Genomic DNA, 21787 nt, shown 5'->3' with positions numbered 1-21787 from the left:
AACGAGTGGAACATGGACGACGGCATCCGCGTTGCGGTCTCGACCGTGATCGTCGCCCTGCGCCCGCACCCCGACACCGGGGCGCCGGCGCTGTGGATGCCCCTGGTCCGACGGACCACCGAGCCGTACGCGGGATCCTGGGCACTGCCCGGCGGCTGGGTCCGCCCGGACGAGGGGCTCGAGGACTCGGCGGCAGCGCGACTGCGCGAGACCACGAACGTCCAGCCGCGGTACCTCGAGCAGCTCTACGCCTTCGGTGACGTCGACCGCTCGCCCACCCGCGTCGTGTCGATCGTGTACTGGGCCCTCGTCCGTCCGGACGAGGCGAGCTCGGTGCCCGACGACTGGAACGTGCGCTGGTTCCTGGCGGACGAGCACCCGCCGCTGGCGTTCGACCACGACCGCATCGCCGAGTACGCGCTGTGGCGGCTCCGCACCAAGATGTCGTACTCCCGGATCGCGCAGGCGTTCCTCGGCGACCGCTTCACCCTTGCCGAGCTCCGCGCGGTGTACGAGGCCGTGCTCGGCCGCCGGCTCGACCCCGCCAACTTCCGGCGGCAGGTCGCGCAGTCCGACGCGGTCATCGCGACCGACGAGACGACGAGCGGGGACCGGCACCGTCCGGCCCGCCTGTACCGCTCGAACCCCGACCTGGCCTACGCGGACAACGGCCCGCTGCAGCCCGGCCCCACCACCCGCACGACCTGACGGGAACCACCGTGTCCATCGCCACCACCATCGAACTGATCTCCAACGGCCGGGCCGAGGGCAGCACCTGCACCCCCGACCTCGCGATGCCGACGTGGGACTTCGACGCCCGACCCGGCTACGGCCCGGGGTCGTCGATGTCCGACGTGATCCCCACGACGGCTCCGCGACAGGGTGTCCTGCCGGACGAGTACAAGCAGGCGCCGGCCGACGAACTGCACGAGCGCATCGAGCAGGCGAAGGCGACCCTGGGGGACCGGGTCGTCGTGCTCGGGCACTTCTACCAGCGCGACGAGGTCGTCCGGCACGCCGACTTCCTCGGCGACTCGTTCCAGCTCGCCAACGCCGCCCTGACCAAGCCCGACGCCGAGGCGATCGTGTTCTGCGGCGTCCACTTCATGGCGGAGACGGCCGACGTCCTGGCCCGCGACGGCCAGCGCGTGATCCTGCCGAACCTGGCCGCCGGGTGCTCGATGGCGGACATGGCCGACATCGACAGCGTCGAGGCCGCGTGGGCCGAGCTCGAGTCCGTCTACGGCACCGAGCCCGACGCCGACGGCCGCGTACCGGTCATCCCCGTCACCTACATGAACTCCGCCGCTGACCTCAAGGCGTTCTGCGGGCGGCACGGCGGCATCGTGTGCACGAGCTCGAACGCGGCGACGGTGCTCGAGTGGGCGTTCAAGCGGGGGCAGCGCGTGCTGTTCTTCCCCGACCAGCACCTGGGCCGCAACACCGCCAAGGCGATGGGGATCAGCACCGACCTGATGCCGATGTGGAACCCGCGGAACCCGCTCGGTGGCAACACCGCCGACGACCTCCAGGCGGCGAAGGTCGTCCTGTGGCACGGGTTCTGCTCGGTGCACCGCCGCTTCACGGTCGAGCAGATCGAGCGGGCGCGCGCGGACCACCCGGGCGTGCAGGTCATCGTGCACCCCGAGTGCCCGATGGCCGTCGTCGACGCCGCGGACGTCGCCGGCAGCACCGACCTGATCCGCCGGACCGTCGCCGCGGCCACCGAACCGACGACGTTCGCGATCGGCACCGAGATCAACATGGTCAACCGCCTGGCGGCGGAGTTCCCGCAGCACACGATCTTCTGCCTGGATCCCGTCGTCTGCCCGTGCTCGACGATGTACCGGATCCACCCGGGCTACCTGGCGTGGGTGCTCGAGGCACTCGTCCGGGGTGAGGTCCTCAACGAGATCGTCGTACCGGACGCCGTCAAGGCCGACGCGAAGGTCGCCCTCGAGCGCATGCTCGCCGCCAAGCCCAGGGGCTGACCGTGCACGTCGTCATCGTCGGCTCCGGCATCGCGGGGCTCACCACCGCCATCCGGGCGAGCGCCCGCCACGACGTCACCCTCGTCACCAAGGGCGCCCTGGCCGACGCCGCGACCAGCCACGCCCAGGGTGGGGTCGCCGTCGCGCTCGGCGTCGACGACACCGCGGCGCTGCACGTGGCGGACACGCACCTGGCCGCCGCCGGCAGCGCGGACGCCCGCGCGGTCGAGGTCCTGTGCACCGACGGACCCGCGCGTGTGCGCGACCTGCTCGCGCTCGGCGTGCCCTTCGACCGCACCACCGACCCGGCCAGCATCGACCGCCACGGCGACGACCTCGCCCGGGGACGCGAGGCCGCACACTCCCGGTGGCGTGTCGTCCACGCGGACGGCGACGCGACAGGCGCCGCGATCGAGCAGACCCTCATCGCCGCGCTGCACCGCCAGCACGTCACGATCCTCGAGCGCACCTGCCTGACCGACCTGGTCGTGCGGGACGGCGCCGTCGTCGGGGTCGACGTCCTCGACCTGCTCGGCGATCCCCGACGCATCGACGCCGACGCCGTCGTGCTGGCGTCCGGCGGCGCCGGCCACCTGTACCGCGAGACGACCAATCCGCTCGTCGCGACGGGTGACGGGCAGGCAGCGGCCTGGCGTGCCGGGGCGGTCCTCGCCGACCTGGAGTTCGTGCAGTTCCACCCCACCCGGCTCGCGGTCCCGGGCGGTGGTCTGGTGTCCGAGGCCGTCCGCGGCGAAGGCGCCGTCCTGCGTGACGCTCGCGGCCACCGGTTCATGCGGGCCGTCCACCCCGACGCCGAGCTCGCCCCGCGGGACGTCGTCGCCCGCGGCATCGCCGCGGCCGTCCGAGACACCGGGCTCGTCGAGCTCGACGCGACGGCGCTCGACCCGGCCTTCCTGGTCAGCAGGTTCCCGGGCCTCACCCGCGCCACGCGCGCTGCCGGCTTCGACTGGACCCGGCAGGGCGTCCCGGTCGCCCCCGCGGCGCACTACGCGATGGGCGGCATCGCGACCGACGCCGAGGGCCGCAGCAGCCTGCCCGGGCTCTGGGCCGTCGGCGAGACGGCCTGCACCGGCGTGCACGGCGCCAACCGGCTCGCCTCCAACTCGCTGCTCGAGGGACTGGTGTTCGCGGTCCGCGCCGCGGACGCGCTCGGCGACCCGCGACCCGGCCTGCTCCGGCTGCGCGGCGACGCGGCGCTCGCCGTCACCACGGTGGACGACACGGCGGAGTCGACCCGGGCCTCCCGTCCGGTGGATCCGCACGCAGGTCGGCCTGGAGGCCCGGCTCGGCCCAGCGAGGCGGCCGACGTCCGGCAGCCCCTGCATACCGTCATGACGGACCGCGTCGGCCTGCTGCGCGACGCCCACGGACTGGCGCTCGCGGGACGCGAGCTCGCAGCACTCGCGGTGCCCGTCCCGCGCACCGTCCGCGAGCACGAGGACCGTGCGCTGCTCGACCTGGCCCGCCTGACCGCCCGCGCCGCCGAGGCCCGCACCGAGTCCCGCGGCGCCCATGCCCGCACCGACCACCCCGAATCCGACCCGGACGCCGCGACCGCGCGCGCCTGGGTCCTCGCTCCCGCGAAGGCTCCGACCGCCCTCGCGCTCGTCCCCGAGGAAGCACTCGCATGACCGTCGACCCCGGCTCGATCCCACCGCACGCCCTGCAGCGCGTGATCCACACCGCGCTCGAGGAGGACGCCCCATGGGGGGACGTGACCAGCGAGACCCTCATCCCGGCGTCCGCGACGGCCACCGCGACCCTGGGTGCGCGCGAGCCCGGGGTGCTCAGCGGCGGTGTCGTGTTCACCGCGGTGATGCACGCGGTCGACCCGGCGATCCAGGTCACCCTGCACGTCGCCGACGGCAGCGCCTTCGTGGCGGGTGACGTCCTGGCGACGGTCACCGGTCCGGCGCGCGCGGTCCTGCGCGGCGAACGGGTGGCGCTCAACCTGGTGCAGCGGATGTCGGGCATCGCGACGGTGACCGCGCGGTACGTCGCCGCGGTGGCGGGGAGCCGCGCGCGCATCGTCGACACGCGCAAGACCACGCCGGGGCTGCGCGCGGTCGAGCGGTACGCGGTCCGGTGCGGCGGCGGGCACAACCACCGCACGTCGCTGTCGGACGCGGTGCTCGCGAAGGACAACCACCTGGCGGTGCTGCTGGCGAGCGGGATCGGGCTGGGCCCGGCCATCCGCGGCGCTCGGGAACGGCTCGGACACACCGTGCACCTCGAGGTCGAGGTGGACCGCATCGACCAGATCGAGCCGGTCGTCGCAGCCGGGGTGGACACGATCATGCTCGACAACTTCAGCCCGGCCGACCTGGTCCGGGGCGTCGAGCTGGTGGCGGGCCGTGCGCTCGTCGAGGCGTCGGGCGGGGTGTCGCTGGACACCGTCGCGACGATCGCCGCAGCCGGCGTCGACGTCATCTCGGTCGGGGCGCTGACGCACTCGGCACGGGCGCTCGACCTCGGGCTCGACGTCGACGTGGCGCCCGCTCCGGCGTCGGCGCCAGCGTCCGTGGTCTGATCCGTGTTCTACCTGGACCGCGCGGCCACGACGCCCGTGCGTCGCGAGGTCCTCGAGGCCATGTGGCCCTGGCTGACGGGCGGGTTCGGCAACCCGTCGTCGACGCACGGACTCGGTGACCAGGCGGCGCGGGGGCTGTCGGCCGCGCGCGGACAGGTCGCCGAGGTCCTGGGATGCCGGCCCGGCGAGGTCGTCTTCACCGCGGGCGGCACGGAGGGCGCGAACACCGCCGTGAAGGGCATCGCGCTCGCAGCACCGCGCGGGCGCCACGTGGTGACCAGCGCGATCGAGCACGAGGCGGTCCTGGAGAGCTGCCGGTACCTCGAGCGCTTCCACGGGTTCGCCGTCACCGTGCTGCCCGTGGACGCCACCGGGCGGATGGACCCGGACGTGCTGGCCGCGGAGCTCCGACCGGACACGACGCTCGTCTCGGTCGCGCACGCGGACAACGAGGTCGGAACGGTGCAGGACCTCCCGGTGCTCGGCGCGGTCGCCCGTGCCGTCGGCGCGCGGTTCCACACCGACGCCGTGCAGTCCGCGCCGTGGCTGCCGGTCGGGCTCGACGTGCTCGGCGTCGATGCGCTGAGCTTCTCCGGGCACAAGCTCGGCGCGCCGAAGGGCACCGGCGTGCTCGTGGTCCGGTCGGGCGTGCCCGTGGAGCCGCTCGTGCACGGCGGTGGGCAGGAGCGCGGTCGTCGCTCGGGCACCGAGGACGTCGCCGGTGCGGTGGCGGTGTCGACCGCGCTGGCGCTCGCGGACACCGGACGCGCGGACTCGGCGGCCCAGGCGACGGCCACGCGCGACGCGGTGATCGCGGGCGTGTTGCACGAGGTGCCCGGCGCGCTCGTCACCGGGTCGCTGGACCATCGGCTGCCCGGGCACGCGTCGTTCTGCTTCCCGGGCGTCACCGGGGAGACTGTGCTGCTCGAGCTCGAACGGCGCGACGTCGTGTCGTCCTCGGGGAGTGCCTGCGCCGCGGGCAGCACCGAGGCCTCGCACGTGCTCACGGCGCTCGGACTGTCCGAGGACGTCGCCCGCAGTGCCGTGCGGCTGACGTTCGACGCGACCCTGTCGGCGGCGGACGTCCCGCTCGTGGTCCGGGCCGTCGCGGACGCGGTCAGCACGGTCCGGGCGATGCGCTGAGTGTACTAGACGTTCTACTCCAGCACTGGGGCCGTGTCCCCCCTTCTGCGGACATGCGCGGTGGGGCAGAGTGTCCACATGGCAGATGCGATGACGACGCGGCGGGCCCCACGGGGAGACCGCTTCCGGGTGGTGCAGCTCCTGCCCGCACCCGCGACCGTCCTCGCGCTGACCGTGGCAGCGAGCCACGACGTCGGGTCCGCACCCCTCGGGCTCATCGCGGTCGTGGGCACGCTCGCGACCGTGGCGAGCGCCGTGCTCCCGATGGTCTGTCCGTCCGCCGCGCGACGGGCGATGCCTGCTCCGGCCGAGTCGGACCGCTGGCGGGAGGACGTCGGAGACCACTGAGACCGGCGTCGTCCGAGCCCGTCAGCGACGGGCCGGGCGACGCGACCAGCCGGACGTCGCCCCTGAAGCGGTGTCCGGAGCGGGCCACGGCATCCCTGTCGTCGCGGCTCGCTGCACCCTGAGCCCCGCTGCGGGCCCGGATCGTCGTCACCCCTGGACGACGCCTCCGAGCCCCTGTGCCCGCGGCGGGTCAGGGTGCGCCACGTCGTCATCCCTGGACGACGCCTCCGAGCTCGTGCGCCCGCGGCGGGTCAGGGTGCGCCACGTCGTCATCCCTGGACGACGCCTCCGAGCTCGTGCGCCCGCGGCGGGTCAGGGTGCGCCCCACCGACGACGACGCCCGGTAGCGTCGGGTCGTGCCCTCGTACCGTGTGACGCTCGCCGTCGGAGCCCTCGCGCCGGGTGTCGCCCCCGACGCCGTCCTGCCCGCCGCCGCGCGGCTCGCGGGGGAGCGCGCGGTCGTCGAGGCGCAGGACGTCCGTCTGCTGCGCGGGGTCCCGTGCGCGGTCGTGCGCTACGAGACGGCCGACGACACCGAGGCGGTCGCCGTCGGGCGGCACGTGGTCGCCGGGCTCCGCGACGTCGTAGAGGTGCGGTCGGACGTCGTCACCCGGCGCGACGGTGGGCGGTGGACGCCGATCGCGTGACGTCACGGGTGTCCTTCGCCGCCGACGGCACGGGCCACACGTAGTCCAGGTCGTCGGGCACGTCGGGGAACAGCGGCCGGTAGTGCTCGCGGTCCTTCTGCACCAGCTTCGACCGGTGCGACCGGTGCACGGCCTCGTCCTCGTTCCACGACGGCACCGGGAAGTCGCCGCGTTCGTACGCCGCCAGGTCGTCCGGGGAGCGTCCGAGGTCAGCCAGCGTCTTCGCCAGGCAGGTGTCGGCGTGCCCGCGCTCGAGCCAGACGGAGCACGTGGCGTCCTGGTACGCCATGAGCGCCGGGCGGTACCCGCGCCACATCGCGACGACCGGGTGGTGCTGCCACCCGTAGTCGGGGAGCGTCAGCGCCCGCATGACCTGCAGCGTCTCGACGCGCTGCTTGCCGAGCCGCTTGTCGTCGAGGACCTCGGCCGAGGCCCGGAAGTCGGCGAAGGGCAGGAACGTCTGCATGCCGGGGACGGTACGCCGCCGTGGCTGGGGTGACACAAGTCGTCACACGCGGGCACGGCACCGGCGCCGCGTGTGAGCATCGACCGCATGAGCGGAGAACTCGTCGTCGGTGTCAGCGGCAGCCCGTCCGACCCCTCGCGCACGTCGACCCTGGTCGCGGCGACCGTCGCACGGCTGGCCGACGACATCGAGGACGCCCGGACCCAGGTCGTCGAGATCGGCCCGTTGCTGGCGGACCTGGGGGCAGCGTCCGACCGCGCGGCGATGGCACCCGCGACCGTCGCCGCGCTCGAGGCCGTCGAGTCCGCGGACGTGCTCGTGGTCGGCAGCCCGGCGTTCCGCGCGGCGTACTCCGGGGCGTTCAAGCTCTTCTCCGACTGGGTCGGGCAGTACGACCTCGTCGACACCCCCGTGCTCTTGACGGCCACGGGCGGCAGCGACCGACACGCCCTGCTCGTCGAGCACCAGATGCGGCCCCTGTTCGGCTTCTTCCAGTCGACCACGCTGCCGCTCGGCGTCTTCGGCAACGAGCGGGACTTCACCAAGCGCGAGGGCGGCTACGACATCAGCAGCCTCGACCTCGAGCTGCGCATCGACCAGGCCGTCCGGCGTGCGCTGCCGATCATCCGCGGCGGGTTCGTCGGCGCGGCGACGACCGACGTCCGGCGACCAGCGGACTTCTGACCTCAGGCCAGCAGTGACGCCACGTGGGCGACCGCCAGGCGGTAGCCGTCCGCGCCCGCGCCCGCGATGACGGCGGTGGCAGCCGTCGCGACGTGGTCGACGTGGCGGAACGGCTCGCGCTTCCACGTGTTCGACAGGTGCACCTCGACGACGGGCACGCTCAGGGCCTCGACGGCGTCGTGCAGGGCGACCGAGGTGTGGGCGTAGGCGGCGGGGTTGATGACGACCGCGGCGAAGTCGTCGAGCGCTTCGTGCAGCCACTCGACGAGCTCGCCCTCGCGGTTGGTCTGCCGGAAGTCCGCGTCGAGCCCGTGCACGGCCGCCTCGGTGTGGACGACCGCCTCGATCTCGGCGAGGGTGACCGTGCCGTACTGCTCCGGGTCGCGCCGGCCGAGGATGTCCAGGTTCGGGCCGTTGAGGACGAGGATGCGCGACTGCTCGGTCATGGCGCGATCCTATCCACGAGCCGGCGCCGACCGTGGTGTCCGTCGATGGTGGCCGGTAGCATTCCACCGTGACCGATGCCCCGCACCCGCAGCCCGACCGCACCGTCCCGCTGTGGTCGATCGTCGCGTTCCTGGTGCTGGCGCTCGGCGGCGCCTGGGCCGTGACGCTGCCGCTGTGGCTGTCCGGGCGCGGCCTGGGTGCGCCCGGGGCGACCCTGTTGATCGTCGGCATGATGTTCACCCCGCTGGTCTCGGCGGCGCTCGTGTTCCTGGTGCTCGGACGCCGTCGGCCGCGCCCCGTGCTGCGGTTCCTGGGCGTCTGGCCGCTCCGTCCCGCCAAGCGCACGGTGTGGGTCACCGTCGCCGCCTACCTGGGCGGCGTGCTGCTGCCGTTCGCCGCACTCGCCGTCGCCGCGCTGGCCGGCTGGTTCCCCCTCGACCTGACCGGGTTCAGCGGCTTCCGCGACCTGCTCCGCGCACAGGGGCTCACCGAGCTGCCCGTGCCGATCGGCGTGCTGGTCACGGCCCAGCTCGTGCAGCTGCCCCTGCTGGCGGCCGTCAACGCGATCGTGACCATCGGCGAGGAGATCGGGTGGCGTGGCTTCCTCGTACCCGCACTGCTGCGGTTCGGCACCTGGCCCGCACTGGTCGGCTCCGGGGTCGTCTGGGGCCTCTGGCACACGCCGATCATCCTGCTGGGCTACAACTTCGGCCGGTTCGACGCGCTCGGCGTGGTGTTCATGGTCGTCGCCTGCGTCCTGCTCGGCATCGTGCTCGGGTGGCTCCGGTTGCGGACGGGATCGGTCTGGCCCGCGGTGTTCGCGCATGCCGGGGTGAACGGGGCGGCCGGGGTCGGTGCCGTCCTCGGCGCATCCGGGGTCGGCGTCTCGACCGTGCTCCACAGTCCGCTCGGGGTGTCCGGGTGGATCGTCCTGGCTGCCGTCATCGCCGTGCTGGTCCTCACCGGTGCCGTCCGCCGCAGGGGTGACCTCGCGCCGCGCCGCACCCGAGGCGCCGAGCCGAGCGTCACACCGGGCGACTGAGGAAGTACTGCCGCACCGCGTCCCCGTAGGGGGTCGGCGTCCCGTTCCAGTCGCTGATCAGTGCCGAGCCGCCGTACTGGCCGCCGTCCGGACAGCCCGTCGTGCCGAAGTTCCAGAAGACGTACCCGTCGCCGCCGTTCGCGTCCATCCACCGCATGAAGGCCAGCGGCATCGTGGTCGAGCAGTCGTTGACGCCGATCTCCTCGGCCACCATCGGCATCTTCGCGGCGACCGGCCCGAACTTCGCGGTCCAGCACGACGCGGTCACGCAGCTCTTGAAGTTGTAGAGGTGTTGGCCGGCCACCAGGGCCTTCGCGGGGTCGGTCGGCATCGCGGTCAGCAGCGGCGCCATGTCGTGGCCCCAGTCGAGCCCGTTGACGATGATCGGCTGCTTCGCCCCGGTGGCCCGGATCGTCGAGACGAGCTGCTGGTACCCGGCTGCCTGCCAGCCCTCGGGCATCGTGCAGCCGTTCCGCCAGCAGTCGACCGAGATGTCGTGCGGTTCGTTGAAGGGTTCGTAGAGCACCGCGGGGCTGGCGGCGAAGCGGCTCGCGACCGACGTCCAGAACGGCAGCGAGTACGTCGTGTTCGCCATCTCCTTCTGCTGCTCGCCCCAGATCGCCTTCGGTCCGGTGAAGTGCAGGTCCAGGATCGTCCGGATGCCGTTCGCCGCCAGACGGTTGACGTAGTCCTGGACCGCCGCACGGTAGGGCTCGCCCGTGGACTGCGGTGCCCAGTCGATGCCGAGCCAGCAGTGCTCGTTCAGCGGCAGGCGGACGGCGTTGACGTTCCACGACCGCAGCAGGTCGATGGAGGCCTGGTCGGTCGGTCCGGAGAAGACGCCCCCGCCCTGCTGGCAGTTGTACTCGGTGCCCGACCGGTTGACGCCGCGCAGCTTCACGGCCTTGCCGGCGGTGTCGACCATCACGTTCTTCGTCACGCGCAGGGCGGTGACGGGCACGGCGGGTGTGGTGGCGGCGGATGCCGCGGTCGCGGGGACCAGGAACCCCGCGACGACCGCGATGACGGTGAGCCCGGTCGCGACGCTGCGCCGGAGGATGGTGGATCGCCTCATGGGGTCATGGTCCACCCGACCGGGGCGGCTGTCCATCGGGGCTCCCGCTGTCGGCATGTACCCCCAGGGGGTATCATGGGGGCATGGCCGAGCACAACGAGCACCAGGAACGCGGCACGACCGTCCGCGACGCCGCCCACGACGACGCCCTCCGGCACGACCTCGGCGTCGACGGTCAGGGGCACCGGGACACCGCCCGCGACGGGCACGCCGACGCTGCCGATCACGACGCGCACGCGGGTCACGGGCAGGCTGACCAGGCGCACGCCGGGCACGACCACCACGGGCACGGCGCCGGCGGTCACGACCACCACGGGCACGGCGGGCACGGCGACCACGCGGCGATGTTCCGCGACAAGTTCTGGTGGAGCCTGGTGCTCGCGGTGCCGGTCGTCGCGTTCAGCTCGATGTTCGCGGACATCCTGCACTATCCACTTCCCGACGCGGCCTGGGCGGGCTGGGTCTCCCCGGTCCTCGGCACCGTGCTGTTCCTGTACGGCGGATGGCCCTTCCTGTCGGGCGGCGTCTCCGAAGCGCGGGCGAAGCAGCCCGGCATGATGCTGCTCATCGGCATGGCCATCGTCGTGGCTTTCGTCGCGTCCTGGATCACCAGCCTCGGCCTGTTCGGGCTCGACCTCGACTTCTGGTGGGAGCTCGCGCTCCTCATCGTGATCATGCTGCTCGGCCACTGGATCGAGATGCGCGCGATGGGCGTCGCGTCCAGTGCCCTCGACGCGCTCGCGGCCCTGCTGCCGGACGAGGCGGACGTCATCGACGACCGGGGTGAGGTGTCCCGGGTGGCCGTGTCGAGCCTCCAGGTCGGCCAGACCGTCGTGGTCCGCCCCGGCGGACGCGTGCCGGCGGACGGCACGGTCGTCGATGGCCGCGCACAGGTCGACGAGTCGATGATCACGGGGGAGTCCGTCGCCGTCGAGCGCGGCTCGGGGGACCGCGTGGTCGCCGGCACCGTCGCGACCGACAGCTCGATCCGCGTCCGGATCACGGCGACCGGTGACGACACCGCGCTGTCGGGCATCCAGCGGATGGTCGCCGAGGCGCAGTCGTCGTCCTCGCGCACCCAGGTGCTGGCCGACCGCGCAGCAGCGCTGTTGTTCTTCTTCGCCACCGGCGCCGCGATCATCACCTTCGTCGTGTGGATCCTGCTCGGCAGCCCGACCGAAGCGATCACCCGCACCGTCACCGTGCTGATCATCGCCTGCCCGCACGCACTCGGGCTCGCCATCCCGCTCGTCGTCGCGATCTCGACCGAGCGCGCCGCGAAGGCCGGCATCCTCGTGAAGGACCGCCTGGCGCTCGAGCGGATGCGCAACGTCGACACCGTCGTGTTCGACAAGACCGGCACCCTCACCACCGGGTCGCCCGAAGTGGTGGACACCGTCGGGGACGACGCCGTCCTCGGACTCGCCGCTGCTGCCGAACGCGACAGCGAGCACCCCGTGGCCCGCGCGATCGTCGCCGCTGCCGACCAGCGCGGCGTGGCCGTGCCGTCCGAGGTCGCCGAGACCGGGTCCGTCCCCGGTCGTGGCGTCACCGCGACCATCGCAGGCCAGCGCGTCGAGGTCGGTGGTCCTGCCATGCTGCGCGAACGCGGGGCCGCCGTGCCCGCCGAGTTCGAGGACACACTCGCGCGCTGGCGTGCCGAGGGCGCGGCGGTCATCGTCGCGGTCGTCGACGGCACCGTCCGGGCAGCGTTCGCCGTGCGCGACGCCGTCCGTCCCGAGTCCGCCGAGGCCGTCCGCGCCCTGCACGACCGCGGGGTCCGCGTCGCGATGGTCACCGGGGACGCCCAGCAGGTCGCCGACGCGGTCGCTCGCGAGCTCGGCATCGACGAGGTCCGTGCCGAGGTCCTCCCCGAGGACAAGGACGCCGAGGTCGCACGCCTGCAGCAGGGCGGCGCGGTGGTCGCGATGGTCGGGGACGGCGTGAACGACGCGCCCGCGCTGGCCCGGGCGGACGTCGGCATCGCGATCGGTGCCGGCACCGACGTCGCCGTGCAGAGCGCCGGCGTGGTGCTCGCGTCGAACGACCCGCGCCGGGTGCTCACGGTGATCGACCTGTCCCGTGCGACCTACCGCAAGATGGTGCAGAACCTGGTCTGGGCGACGGGCTACAACCTGCTGTCGGTGCCGCTCGCGGCCGGGGTGCTCGCCGGAGTCGGGTTCGTGCTGTCGCCTGCCGTCGGCGCGGTCCTGATGAGCCTGTCGACGGTGATCGTCAGCCTGAACGCCCAGCTGCTGCGGCGCTTCCGCGCCTGACGCCGGGCACCGGGCGCCGGCCGCTCGAGGTTCCACAATTCTGGCATCTCGAGCGCTCGGACCGGCAGATGGTGCGACCTCGACGACGTTCGCGCGGCGAGTTGTGCGACCTCGGCGGGGGACCACGCGCGGCGAGTCGTGCAACCTCGGCGGGGGACCACGGGCCGCGAGTTGTGCGACCTCGGCGGGGGACCACGCGCGGCGAGTCGTGCGCCCCGGTGGGGGGCCACGGACGGACTGACGGCCCGTCCCGCCCGCGCCCGAAGTCGCACGACACGCCGCTCAAGTCCGCCGACATCGCCGGATCCGTCGGCCCGGCCCCTCGCTGGCGGCAGTTCGTACGACCTCGAAGCAGCGCAAGCGGCGCGTCTCGCGACCTCGACGCGGCGCAGGCGCGGCGCAGGCGCTGCCCGCTCACGTGTCGTCGGCGTCGGTGTCGGCACGCACCGGCAGGATGGACCCGTGAGTGATCTGGTGACCGGGGACGACGGACTGGCCCGCCCCGCCTGGGCGTCGGTCGACCCGATGCTGCGCGACTACTACGACACCGAGTGGGGCATGCCCGTCCGCGACGAACGGGGGGTGTTCGAGCGGCTGTCGCTCGAGGCCTTCCAGTCCGGCCTGTCGTGGCGCACGATCCTGGCCAAGCGCCCCGCGTTCCGTGCGGCCTTCGCGGACTTCGACCCGGACACGGTCGCGGCGTTCGGCGAGGACGACGTCGCCCGGCTGATGGCCGACGCGGGCATCGTCCGGAACCGCGCGAAGATCCTTGCGACGATCACCAACGCGAACGCCACGATCGCCCTGCGCGCGGACGGCGGCCTGGCGGAGTTCGTGTGGTCGTTCCGCCCGGAGTCGACCCCGCAGCCGACGACGTTCGCCGAGGTCCCGACCACGAGCGACGAGTCCGTCGCCCTGTCCAAGGCCCTGCGGAAGCGCGGGTTCGCCTTCGTCGGACCGACGACGATGTTCGCGCTCATGGAAGCGCTCGGCATCGTCGACACGCACCTGGTCGACAGCCACCGTCGCGGCACCTCGGGCGTCTGGTCCTGACCGCTACCGTGGTCGGATGGACGACGAGACCCTCGCGAGGACGCTGGTGACCGAGTCGGCAGCACTCGCCGAGCACATGCGCTCCGCCGGGGTCGCTGCCGAAGAGAAGACGTCGGCGTCCGACCTGGTCACGGCAGCCGACCGAGCGGCCGAACGGCACATCCGGGACGTCCTCGAACGCGAACGCCCGGGCGACGGACTGCTCGGCGAAGAGGGCAGCGCCACCGGTGGCACCATGGGTCGGCGGTGGGTGGCAGACCCCATCGACGGGACGTTCAACTTCGTGTCCGGACTCCCCGCTTGGTGCAGCGCCGTCGCACTCGAGGTCGACGGACGCCTGGCGACGGCCGCGGTCCGTCGACCCGAGGCGGACGACACCTGGGTCGCCGCTGCGGGACGGGTGGAGCGCAACGGTGTCCCGGTCGAGCCGCTCGACGACCGTGCGCTGGCGCTCGCGAGCGTGGCGACCTACCTGCACCCGGGCGATCTGCAGGACCCGGTCGTCACCGGTGTGTTCAGCAGCATCGCGGGCGCGGCGGCGACGGTGCGCATCAGCGGCTCGGGGACGTGCGACCTGGCCGACGTCGCGGCCGGTCACATCGGGCTCTGGATCCAGTACGACTGCGCCGACTGGGACTGGCTGCCGGGCCGAGCGCTGGTCGAGGGGGTCGGTGGCGCGACCGAGATCGTGCACCGGGCCGGGCGCCGGTGGCACCTCGCCGGATCGCAGCAGTCCGTGGCCGAGGCCGCGGCCCTCCTGCACGCCGTCTGACGACCATCCCGCACCACGGGCGTCGGGCGTCGGGCGTCGGCCGCCGGCAGTCCGCAGCACGGACCGACCCGGGGGTGCCGGACTATCGTCGCGGCATGACGAACGAGCACCCGGACGCCGCCCCGCGCACGACCCGGGTCGCCCCGGTCGACGCCGAGCACGTCGCCGTCCCGATCGACGTCGTGGTGCCCGAGCCCGATGCCCGCGCCGAGGACGCCACGATTCCCGATCACGACCCCGCCGAGGTCCGGATCGCCTTCCTGCTGTTCCCCGACCTGACGATCCTCGACCTGGTCGGTCCGGCACAGGTCCTGACCCGGGTCACGGGCGCCCGCGTCGAGTACGTCGCGGCGACGCTCGACCCGGTCCCCACCGACACCGGTCTGGCCCTGGTGCCGACCGTGACCCTCGCGGACGCGACCTCCGCTGACGTGCTCGTCGTCCCCGGCGGCGACGGGGCGTTCGACGCGATGCTCGATCCCGAGGTCATCGCCTTCGTCCGACGTCAGGCCGAGGACGCGACGTGGATCGCCTCGGTGTGCACGGGCGCGTTCGTCCTCGGCGCGGCCGGGCTGCTCGCTGGCAAACGGGCGACGACGCACTGGGCCTCGAAGCCGATGCTCGCCGCGTTCGGTGCCACGCCGTCCGACGAGCGCATGGTCGACGACGGCTCGGTGGTGACCGCGGCCGGTGTCAGCGCCGGGATCGACATGTCCCTCTGGCTCGCCGCCGAGCTCGCCGGGCAGCCCGAGGCCGAACGCATCCAGCTGCAGATCGAGTACGACCCGCAGCCGCCGTTCGACGCCGGGTCGGCCGAGCAAGCCGACGCCCGGGTCGTGACCGAGGCCCGTGCCGCCGCCGAGGGATCGCGTGGTGAGCGCGTCGCGCAGGCCGCCGCGTCGGTCATGCGCTGACCGGCCGTCAGTCGAGCGGCAGCAGCATCTGCGTCGAGGTCACCCGGTAGCCGAGCTGCTCGTAGAGGCCCTGCGCGCCGGTGTTGTACCCGAAGACGTTGAGGCCGATGGTGCGCGCACCCTCGTCCTTCGCGACCTGCTGGCCGAGCTCGAGCGCCCGACGTGCGTGTCCCTTGCGGCGGTGGTCAGCGGAGATCTCGACGTTGAACACCCACCAGTCCGCGCTGCCGGTCTCGAACGGACCGATCCAGAGGTACCCGACGACGGTGTCCTGGCCGTCCAGGACGTCCCACACGTGGTGACCGGCGAGCGGCTCACCGCCGGGGAACCAGCGATCGAGCGACTGTTGCTTGTTCTCCTCGGCGCGTTCGCGGCTCTCGCCCGACTGCATCCGCGACCGGACGTACTCCGCCATGGTCGTCTCCAACCAGGCCGGGAGGCTCGTGGCCGGCATCGCCCGCAGGCGCGTGTCCGTCACCGGTTGCCCTTCGACCCCCGGCTCGGCTTGCCCCGCATCTTGCCGCGGCCCGGTGTGGGGCCCTTGCCGGTGTTGGAGTTCTTGCCGCCACCGGACTTGCCGCCACCCGGGGACTTCGCCTTGGCCTTGCCGCCGACGGTCCCCGCTCCGCCGCCGGATCCGGCCTTGCTGCCGGTGCCGGCCTTGCCGCCCGATCCGGCCTTCGACGCGCCGCGGGACGGCCGCGAGCCGTCGTCGTCGACGCGGTCCGGGCCTCCCGGCTGGTCGGGCTGACTGCGGGAGCTGTTGGCGGTGCGCCCACGCACCACGCCGATGAACTCGGCCGTGAGGTCCGAGGCGTCCGCTTCGCGCCAGACGAGCGCAACGCGGGTGCCCTCGGCGTCGGCCAGCGGGCGGGCGACGAGGTCCTTGCGGCTGGCCTTGCGGAAGAGCGACTGCGGCAGGACGACGACGCCGACGTTGGCCTCGACCAGGTCGAGCGACGCGTCGAGGTCCGCGGGGACGGGACCGGCGTCGATGACGTGCACGTCGGCGAGGTCGGCGGTGGAGAGCTCCGCCGACTTCGCCAGGGCCGAGTCCTTCGGGGTGGCGACGACGGCGGTCTCGGTCCAGAGCGGGATGGCGTTGTGGGACTCGGAGACGGGGAGCCGGGCGAAGACCATGTCGACGTCGCCGGCCAGGGTGTCATCGACCTCGGACTGTCCGATCGGGCGGAGCAACAGCTCGACGTCGGGGAACCGGTCGCGCCAGACGCGAGCCCACTTGGCGGGGGAGACGCCCGGCACGAAAGCGATGGTGAGTGCCGCGGTCATGCAACCGAGCATAGGGGCCGTACCCTTGTCACCATGGCGCAGGAACAGACGATGAAGCCCGAGACGGCTGCGAAGAAGCTCGGCATCCTGCTGTCGGCCGCTCCGGAGTCCTTCCGCGACGCGCCCGTCACGCGGACCGCCTTCGACGAGCTGCGGACCTCGCCGCCCGAGTGGCTCGAGGACCTGCGCCGCGACGGACCCCACCCGCGTCCGGTCGTCGCGCAGAAGCTCGGCGTGTCGATCTCCGGGCTCAGCCGCTCCGGCATCGACGACGCCCTCACCACGGCACAGATCAAGGACCTGCTCGTCGAGAAGCCCGAGTGGCTCGTGCAGGAACGTGCCACGCAGGCCGCCGTCCACGCCGAGAACGCCCGCGTCAAGCAGGAGCGCGCCGCCAAGACCGCAGCCCGCGCCGAGGGCTGACCCGCCGGCCCGACCCGTCCCCAGGACCGCCCGTGCACCAGACCGTGTCCGACGCACTGCTCGTCGTGCCGCAGTTCGCCTCGGTGTGCTGCATCGTCGGGGACCGGTACCGCCCGCGTCCCGGGGTGATCGTCCCGGCGGCGGTCATGCTCGTCGCGATGCTCATGCCCGTCGTCGACGCCGGGGCCGTGTGGACGCTGCTGGCGGCGACGCTGCTGCTGCTCCTGGCGCCGCTGCCGGTGATGCGACGACGACGTGCGGACGGTCGCCGGGCCGAACCGATGGACGTGCACCGGGCGCTGTCGTCGGTCGTGATGGCCGGGATGCTGCTCATGGGGCACGCCACCGGCCTGGCTGACGGACACGCGGCGCACGGCATCGCGTTGACGGCGGTGCTCGGCGGCGGGGTGATCGGGTACTGCGCGTTCAGTGGGTGGTTGCTGCGGTACGAGTGGGGTCGCGAGGACCGACGTGCCGTCCGCAGCGGCGAGGTCTTCGCGATGACGGTCGCCGTGCTCGGCATGACCCTCGCGATGTAGCGCGCCCACCTCCCTCGACCGCACGCCGACCGCCCGCGCTACGGTGGGCGACGTGTCCGACCGTGCCGCTCGACCCGACCCCGCGCCGCGCCTCGACGAGGTCGACGAGCGCATCCTCTGGACCCTCGCCGCCGACGCCCGGATCCCGAACAACCGGCTCGCGGCCGCGGTGGGGATCGCGCCGTCGACGTGTCTGGCCCGGGTCCGGGCACTCGAGGACGCCGGTGTCGTCCGGGGCTACCGAGCGGACGTCGACATCGCCCGGCTCGGCTTCTCGATCGAGGCGATGGTGTCCGTCCGGGTGCACGCGGCCGCTCGGCACGAGCTCCGGGACTTCGCCAAGCGCCTGCTGCGGGTCCCCGTCGTGCTCGACGTGTCGTTCCTGGCGGGCGACAAGGACTTCCTGGTGCACATCGCCTGCACGTCGACCGAGCAGCTCCGCGACTTCGTGGCCGACGAACTGAGCGGGGACCCCTCCGTCGCGACGACGCAGACGAACATCGTGTTCGAACGGCTCACCGCGGACCGTGGGCACCAGGCCCGGTCGTACGACGAACTGCGGCGCTGGCGGGCCTGAGCCCTGCCGGTGCCCGGGCTCAGCGCGTGCGGGTCATCGGGACGTGGGGGATCGTGTCCTCCATGTAGTCCTCGCCCGACCGGACGAACCCGAACCGTCCGTACCACTGCTCGAGGTGTGCCTGTGCGCCGAGGACGACGACGGGGGAGCGGGTCTCGGCGAGCGCGGCCTCCATCAGCTGCGCGCCGAGGCCGGTGCCACGCGCCCGGGCAGCGGTGACGACCCGGCCGATGCGCTCGGTGCCGTCGGGTTCGCGCAGCAGCCGCAGGGTGGCGTCGACCGAGCCCTCGCCGGCCCAGAACTGCACCGTGCCGGGCTCGAGGTCGCGTCCGTCGATGTCCCCGTACGCGCAGCCCTGTTCGACGACGAAGACGTCCTGTCGCAGGCGGAGGATCTCGTGCAACGTCACGATGTCGAGATTGCGGGTGGGAGCGCTGAAGACCGAGGCCATGCGGGATTTCCTGACGATTGCTTGTGAAGGGGGTTCCGGGATCGCCCCGAGAGGCGTACCGTGCCGGTCAACCACTCTACGTGCGCAGCCAGATCAGGAGGTGAGCGCATGGACAAGCCGTTGCGCGCACCCTGGCGCGCTGCGATCCGGTACGCCCTGATGGGCACCGGGGTGAGCGCCGCCGCCGTGCTGCTCTCGCTGACCGTCGGCGCGCACGCCGCGTCGGCCGCTGAGCGTGCGCCTGCCCAGGGCCTGGTCAGCGGGGTCGTGCAGGGCCTCGGTGACACCGTCCAGGGCGTCACGAGTGGCGTCGGTCAGGTCGTGAGCACCGCCGTCGAGCCCGTCCAGGCCGCTGTCCCGAAGCCCCCGGCGGCACCGGCGCCCGCTGCCGCGGTCCCCGCCGCCCCCGTGCAGGCGGCCCCGGCTCCGGCTGCGCCAGCCGTTCCAGCGCCTGCGGCCCCCGTCGCGGCACCGGCACCGGCCGCTCAGACTCCCGCTGCGTCCGTCCCCGCGGCGCCTCCTGCTCCCGCGGCAGCTGCCACTCCGGCCGCGCCCGCCGGCACCTCGGCGGCACCGGCGCCAGCCCCGGCGACCGCCGCCCAGCCCGCGGAACCGGCCACCGACAGCAGCGCGACCGCCCCGGCGACGCCGGTCGACGCGGCGGCGGCGACCACGGCCTCCCGTCCGCTGACCGACTCGCTGGCCACCGTCCTGCGGCCCGTCACCGGGACCGTCGAGGGCCTGACGGGCGCACGCCCGTTCACCTCGCTCGTGGGCACGCTCGACCACGTGGTCGGCGCGGTGCCCGTCGTGGGCACGGTGCTCGGTGACGACACGCTCGGCACCGTCACGGCGCCGGTCACGGGGTTGGTGGACGACACACTCGGCAGCGTCGGATCGGTCGTCGGGGACGTCCCGGACGTCGTGTCCGGCGTGTCGCCGCCGACGGTCCTCCTGCCTGGAGGCCCCACTCCCGTCCTGCCCGCACCCGCGCCCCCGGTGGGCACCGGCTCCGGCACCGCGGGGGCCTCACCGCCACCGGCGTCGTCGGCGTCCGTCGAGCCCGTTGCAGCACCGGTCGCGCTCGCGCCATCTGCTGCCGCCGTGCCGGCTGCTGCCGCCGCCAGCGCGGACGCACCCTCCGCGCCGTCGCGCGCCGCGGTCGGCGTGGCGACTCCGCAGTCGGCATCGGCCAACGCGGCACCCGCGTCCGCCACGCTCGGCGGAACGGCGCTCGTCGTCCCCGACGGCCGTACCCCCGGCGACCAGCCCCTCGGCGGCGCCGGCTCCTCGACCTCCGGCGGCACCGCGAGCTCCGGGTCCGCCGGGGCCGGTGTCATCGGCACCGTCGGCGCGTCCGCCGACCAGGACCCCCTCGCCGCCGGGACGCGCGGCACCATCGCCGACGACGCGGTCCCCACGTCGCTCTCCGGCGAGCACGACGTCGCCCCTGACTGAGATCGGTGCACCTGCCCAGCACGGCAGGAACAGCACCACCGACCGCGACCGCGGTCGTGACATCTCGATCAGGAGTGATGACCATGAACAAGTACGTCTCCAGAGGGCTCTGGTTCGCCCTCTTCGTCGGCGGGTTGACGTTCGGAGGTGCTGCCGCGGCGAACGCTGCGACCACCACCGGCGCTGACGGTGCCGTGTCCGGGACCCAGGTGGCGCCGTCCGTCGACGCCCCCGTGTCCGTCCTCGGCAACGCCCTCGGCGTGCTCGGTGACGCGGTGTCGTCCGCGGCCCCGGCGGCACCTGCGCCGGCTGCACCGTCACCGGCTGCCGTGCCGGCGCCGACCCCTGCCGCACCGGCTGCCGCCCCGTCGACGTCCGGGTCCGACGGTGTGGCCTCGGGGACCCAGGTGGTGCCCGAGGTGACCGCCCCTGTGACGGTCGGCGGCAACGCCATCGCCGTCGGTGGCGACGCGGTGGCGACCGCGGCTCCGGCCCCTGCAGCACCGGCCGCGGCCCCCGCGGCCCCCGCGGCACCGACGACGTCGGGTGCGGACGCGGTGGCGTCCGGCACCCAGGTCGCCGGCACCGTACAGGCTCCGGTCGACGTGACCGGCAACGCGATCTCGGTGCTCGGTGACGCGACCTCGACCGCGGTGGCTCCGGCCGCCACGGCCCCGGCGCCGTCGGCACCGTCCGAGGCCGCTCCGACCACGGACGGCTCCGACGGGATCGCATCCGGGACGCAGATCGTCCCGGTGGTCTCGGTCCCGGTGACGGTGTCGGGCAACGGCATCGGGCTGCTCGGTGACGGGACCTCGACCGGTTCCTCGACCGGCACCGGCACGACGGGTACGCCCGGTGCCGGTACGTCGGGTCCGGCAACGACCGGCTCCGACGGCGTCGCATCCGGGACGCAGGTCGTCCCGGTGGTCTCGATCCCGGTGACGATCGGCGGGAACGGCATCGGCATCGTCGGTGACGGCACCTCGACCGGTTCATCGACGGGCACCGGCACGGGTTCCGGCACGGCGGGCACCGGCACCGGGAGCACGACCACCGGCGACGGTGGGCTGCTCTCGGGCACGCAGGTCGCGCCGGTGATCGGCATCCCGATCACCATCGGCGGGAACGGCATCGGCATCGTCGGTGACGGCACCAGCACCACCACGACCCCGGGTGGCGGGACGACCCCCGGTGACGGGACGACCCCCGGTGACGGGACCGACCCGGGTGACGGGACGACCCCCGGTGACGGGACGACCCCGGGTGACGGGACCGATCCCGGTGACGGGACGACCCCCGGCGACGGGACCGATCCCGGTGACGGGACCACGCCCGGCTCCACGACGACCCCGATCGGCGTCGTGACCACCGGCACGGTCGCCACCGTCGCCACCGTCGCCACGGCACAGACCGCCACGACGGCCCGCACGGTCGCCACCGTCCCGGTCGCCGCCGCCGCTGCGACGTCGGGCACCACCCCGTCGACCCTGGCGTACACGGGGGCGACCTCGCCCGCCGTGCCCCTGGGGTTCGCGCTGCTGCTGCTCCTCGCCGGTGCCGGGACGCTCGTCCTCCGACGCCGGCACTGACCACCGACTCCGAGGGGCACCGGTCCGCCGGTGCCCCTCAGAGGCGTG

The 21787-nt window shown here is 73.7% G+C and carries 24 protein-coding genes; 18 read left to right on the top strand and 6 right to left on the bottom strand.

The window, feature by feature from the left end; genetic code table 11:
- Nucleotides 1-12: 12 nt before the first annotated feature.
- From DEJ13_RS12760 to DEJ13_RS12730, 7 genes are all read left to right on the top strand, one after another.
- Nucleotides 13-708 carry an NUDIX hydrolase gene (locus tag DEJ13_RS12760; protein WP_056119072.1) on the top strand — a complete coding sequence of 232 codons (696 nt, stop codon included), beginning with the start codon at nucleotides 13-15 and terminating at the stop codon, nucleotides 706-708.
- A gap of 11 nt (nucleotides 709-719) precedes the next feature.
- Nucleotides 720-1991 carry a quinolinate synthase NadA gene (nadA, locus tag DEJ13_RS12755; protein ID WP_111105644.1) on the top strand — a complete coding sequence of 424 codons (1272 nt, stop codon included), beginning with the start codon at nucleotides 720-722 and terminating at the stop codon, nucleotides 1989-1991.
- A 2-nt stretch (nucleotides 1992-1993) separates the two neighbouring features.
- Entirely contained in the window at nucleotides 1994-3643 is a 1650-nt protein-coding gene (locus tag DEJ13_RS12750) for an L-aspartate oxidase (protein WP_111105643.1), read from the top strand.
- A complete protein-coding gene (gene nadC, locus DEJ13_RS12745; protein WP_111105642.1) occupies nucleotides 3640-4542 on the top strand; it encodes a carboxylating nicotinate-nucleotide diphosphorylase in 903 nt (300 codons plus the stop codon). Before DEJ13_RS12750 ends, nadC begins: the two co-directional genes overlap by 4 nt.
- 3 nt (nucleotides 4543-4545) lie before the next feature.
- A complete protein-coding gene (locus DEJ13_RS12740) occupies nucleotides 4546-5685 on the top strand; it encodes a cysteine desulfurase family protein (protein WP_111105641.1) in 1140 nt (379 codons plus the stop codon).
- A gap of 78 nt (nucleotides 5686-5763) precedes the next feature.
- Nucleotides 5764-6033: a hypothetical protein gene (locus tag DEJ13_RS12735; RefSeq protein WP_146245143.1), complete on the top strand. Its 270-nt coding sequence runs from the start codon at nucleotides 5764-5766 to the stop codon at nucleotides 6031-6033.
- A 356-nt stretch (nucleotides 6034-6389) separates the two neighbouring features.
- Entirely contained in the window at nucleotides 6390-6680 is a 291-nt protein-coding gene (locus DEJ13_RS12730) for a hypothetical protein (protein ID WP_111105639.1), read from the top strand.
- Here DEJ13_RS12730 and DEJ13_RS12725 read toward each other — a convergent pair.
- Entirely contained in the window at nucleotides 6640-7146 is a 507-nt protein-coding gene (locus tag DEJ13_RS12725; protein WP_056119057.1) for an MSMEG_6728 family protein, read from the bottom strand. The genes DEJ13_RS12730 and DEJ13_RS12725 overlap by 41 nt on opposite strands.
- 87 nt (nucleotides 7147-7233) lie before the next feature.
- Here DEJ13_RS12725 and DEJ13_RS12720 point away from each other — a divergent pair, with 87 nt between their 5' ends.
- On the top strand, nucleotides 7234-7830 hold the full coding sequence (locus DEJ13_RS12720; protein ID WP_111105860.1) for an NAD(P)H-dependent oxidoreductase: 597 nt from the start codon (nucleotides 7234-7236) through the stop codon (nucleotides 7828-7830).
- A gap of 2 nt (nucleotides 7831-7832) precedes the next feature.
- Here the strand turns inward: DEJ13_RS12720 and aroQ are convergent, their stop codons facing one another.
- The gene (aroQ, locus tag DEJ13_RS12715) at nucleotides 7833-8276 is read right to left on the bottom strand and encodes a type II 3-dehydroquinate dehydratase (protein ID WP_111105638.1); all 444 of its coding nucleotides are present in this window, start codon (nucleotides 8274-8276) and stop codon (nucleotides 7833-7835) included.
- A 68-nt stretch (nucleotides 8277-8344) separates the two neighbouring features.
- Between aroQ and DEJ13_RS12710 the strand changes: the two genes are divergently transcribed.
- Nucleotides 8345-9319 (top strand): CPBP family intramembrane glutamic endopeptidase, encoded by a 975-nt coding sequence (locus tag DEJ13_RS12710; protein WP_111105637.1) that lies wholly within the window; start codon nucleotides 8345-8347, stop codon nucleotides 9317-9319.
- Here DEJ13_RS12710 and DEJ13_RS12705 read toward each other — a convergent pair.
- Nucleotides 9303-10394 (bottom strand): glycoside hydrolase family 5 protein, encoded by a 1092-nt coding sequence (locus DEJ13_RS12705; protein WP_181436911.1) that lies wholly within the window; start codon nucleotides 10392-10394, stop codon nucleotides 9303-9305. The genes DEJ13_RS12710 and DEJ13_RS12705 overlap by 17 nt on opposite strands.
- 83 nt (nucleotides 10395-10477) lie before the next feature.
- On the opposite strand from DEJ13_RS12705, the gene DEJ13_RS12700 reads away from it, so the two are divergent.
- The 4 genes from DEJ13_RS12700 to DEJ13_RS12685 all read left to right on the top strand — a co-directional run bounded on the left by DEJ13_RS12700 (nucleotide 10478) and on the right by DEJ13_RS12685 (nucleotide 15409).
- Nucleotides 10478-12670 (top strand): heavy metal translocating P-type ATPase, encoded by a 2193-nt coding sequence (locus tag DEJ13_RS12700; protein WP_111105635.1) that lies wholly within the window; start codon nucleotides 10478-10480, stop codon nucleotides 12668-12670.
- Nucleotides 12671-13132: 462 nt separating this feature from the next.
- A complete protein-coding gene (locus DEJ13_RS12695) occupies nucleotides 13133-13723 on the top strand; it encodes a DNA-3-methyladenine glycosylase I (RefSeq protein WP_111105634.1) in 591 nt (196 codons plus the stop codon).
- Between the two features lie 16 nt (nucleotides 13724-13739).
- Nucleotides 13740-14495 carry an inositol monophosphatase family protein gene (locus tag DEJ13_RS12690; RefSeq protein WP_111105633.1) on the top strand — a complete coding sequence of 252 codons (756 nt, stop codon included), beginning with the start codon at nucleotides 13740-13742 and terminating at the stop codon, nucleotides 14493-14495.
- Between the two features lie 95 nt (nucleotides 14496-14590).
- On the top strand, nucleotides 14591-15409 hold the full coding sequence (locus DEJ13_RS12685) for a DJ-1/PfpI family protein (protein WP_111105632.1): 819 nt from the start codon (nucleotides 14591-14593) through the stop codon (nucleotides 15407-15409).
- 7 nt (nucleotides 15410-15416) lie between these two features.
- Here the strand turns inward: DEJ13_RS12685 and DEJ13_RS12680 are convergent, their stop codons facing one another.
- Both DEJ13_RS12680 and DEJ13_RS12675 read right to left on the bottom strand, forming a co-directional pair.
- The gene (locus DEJ13_RS12680) at nucleotides 15417-15887 is read right to left on the bottom strand and encodes a GNAT family N-acetyltransferase (protein ID WP_111105631.1); all 471 of its coding nucleotides are present in this window, start codon (nucleotides 15885-15887) and stop codon (nucleotides 15417-15419) included.
- A complete protein-coding gene (locus DEJ13_RS12675; RefSeq protein WP_181436910.1) occupies nucleotides 15884-16699 on the bottom strand; it encodes a LysR family transcriptional regulator substrate-binding protein in 816 nt (271 codons plus the stop codon). Before DEJ13_RS12675 ends, DEJ13_RS12680 begins: the two co-directional genes overlap by 4 nt.
- 33 nt (nucleotides 16700-16732) lie before the next feature.
- On the opposite strand from DEJ13_RS12675, the gene DEJ13_RS12670 reads away from it, so the two are divergent.
- The 3 genes from DEJ13_RS12670 to DEJ13_RS12660 are packed head-to-tail and all read left to right on the top strand — an operon-like array spanning nucleotide 16733 to nucleotide 18238.
- Nucleotides 16733-17122: a DUF5997 family protein gene (locus DEJ13_RS12670; RefSeq protein WP_056119033.1), complete on the top strand. Its 390-nt coding sequence runs from the start codon at nucleotides 16733-16735 to the stop codon at nucleotides 17120-17122.
- Nucleotides 17123-17154: 32 nt separating this feature from the next.
- Entirely contained in the window at nucleotides 17155-17661 is a 507-nt protein-coding gene (locus DEJ13_RS12665) for a hypothetical protein (RefSeq protein WP_056119030.1), read from the top strand.
- Nucleotides 17662-17713: 52 nt separating this feature from the next.
- On the top strand, nucleotides 17714-18238 hold the full coding sequence (locus DEJ13_RS12660) for an Lrp/AsnC family transcriptional regulator (RefSeq protein ID WP_056120132.1): 525 nt from the start codon (nucleotides 17714-17716) through the stop codon (nucleotides 18236-18238).
- Nucleotides 18239-18257: 19 nt separating this feature from the next.
- On the opposite strand, the gene DEJ13_RS12655 is transcribed toward DEJ13_RS12660, so the two are convergent.
- A complete protein-coding gene (locus DEJ13_RS12655; protein ID WP_111105629.1) occupies nucleotides 18258-18689 on the bottom strand; it encodes a GNAT family N-acetyltransferase in 432 nt (143 codons plus the stop codon).
- 108 nt (nucleotides 18690-18797) lie between these two features.
- Here DEJ13_RS12655 and DEJ13_RS12650 point away from each other — a divergent pair, with 108 nt between their 5' ends.
- Together DEJ13_RS12650 and DEJ13_RS12645 are read left to right on the top strand one after the other, a co-directional pair.
- Entirely contained in the window at nucleotides 18798-20147 is a 1350-nt protein-coding gene (locus DEJ13_RS12650) for a hypothetical protein (protein ID WP_181436909.1), read from the top strand.
- 83 nt (nucleotides 20148-20230) lie between these two features.
- Nucleotides 20231-21739 carry an LAVTG motif-containing sortase-dependent surface protein gene (locus tag DEJ13_RS12645; protein ID WP_284158080.1) on the top strand — a complete coding sequence of 503 codons (1509 nt, stop codon included), beginning with the start codon at nucleotides 20231-20233 and terminating at the stop codon, nucleotides 21737-21739.
- Nucleotides 21740-21787 lie beyond the last annotated feature (48 nt).

This window comes from Curtobacterium sp. MCLR17_007, assembly GCF_003234655.2.
Taxonomy (GTDB): Bacteria; Actinomycetota; Actinomycetes; order Actinomycetales; family Microbacteriaceae; genus Curtobacterium.
Note: the sequence above shows the minus strand (reverse complement) of the source record. Positions and strands in the feature narration are given on the sequence as shown.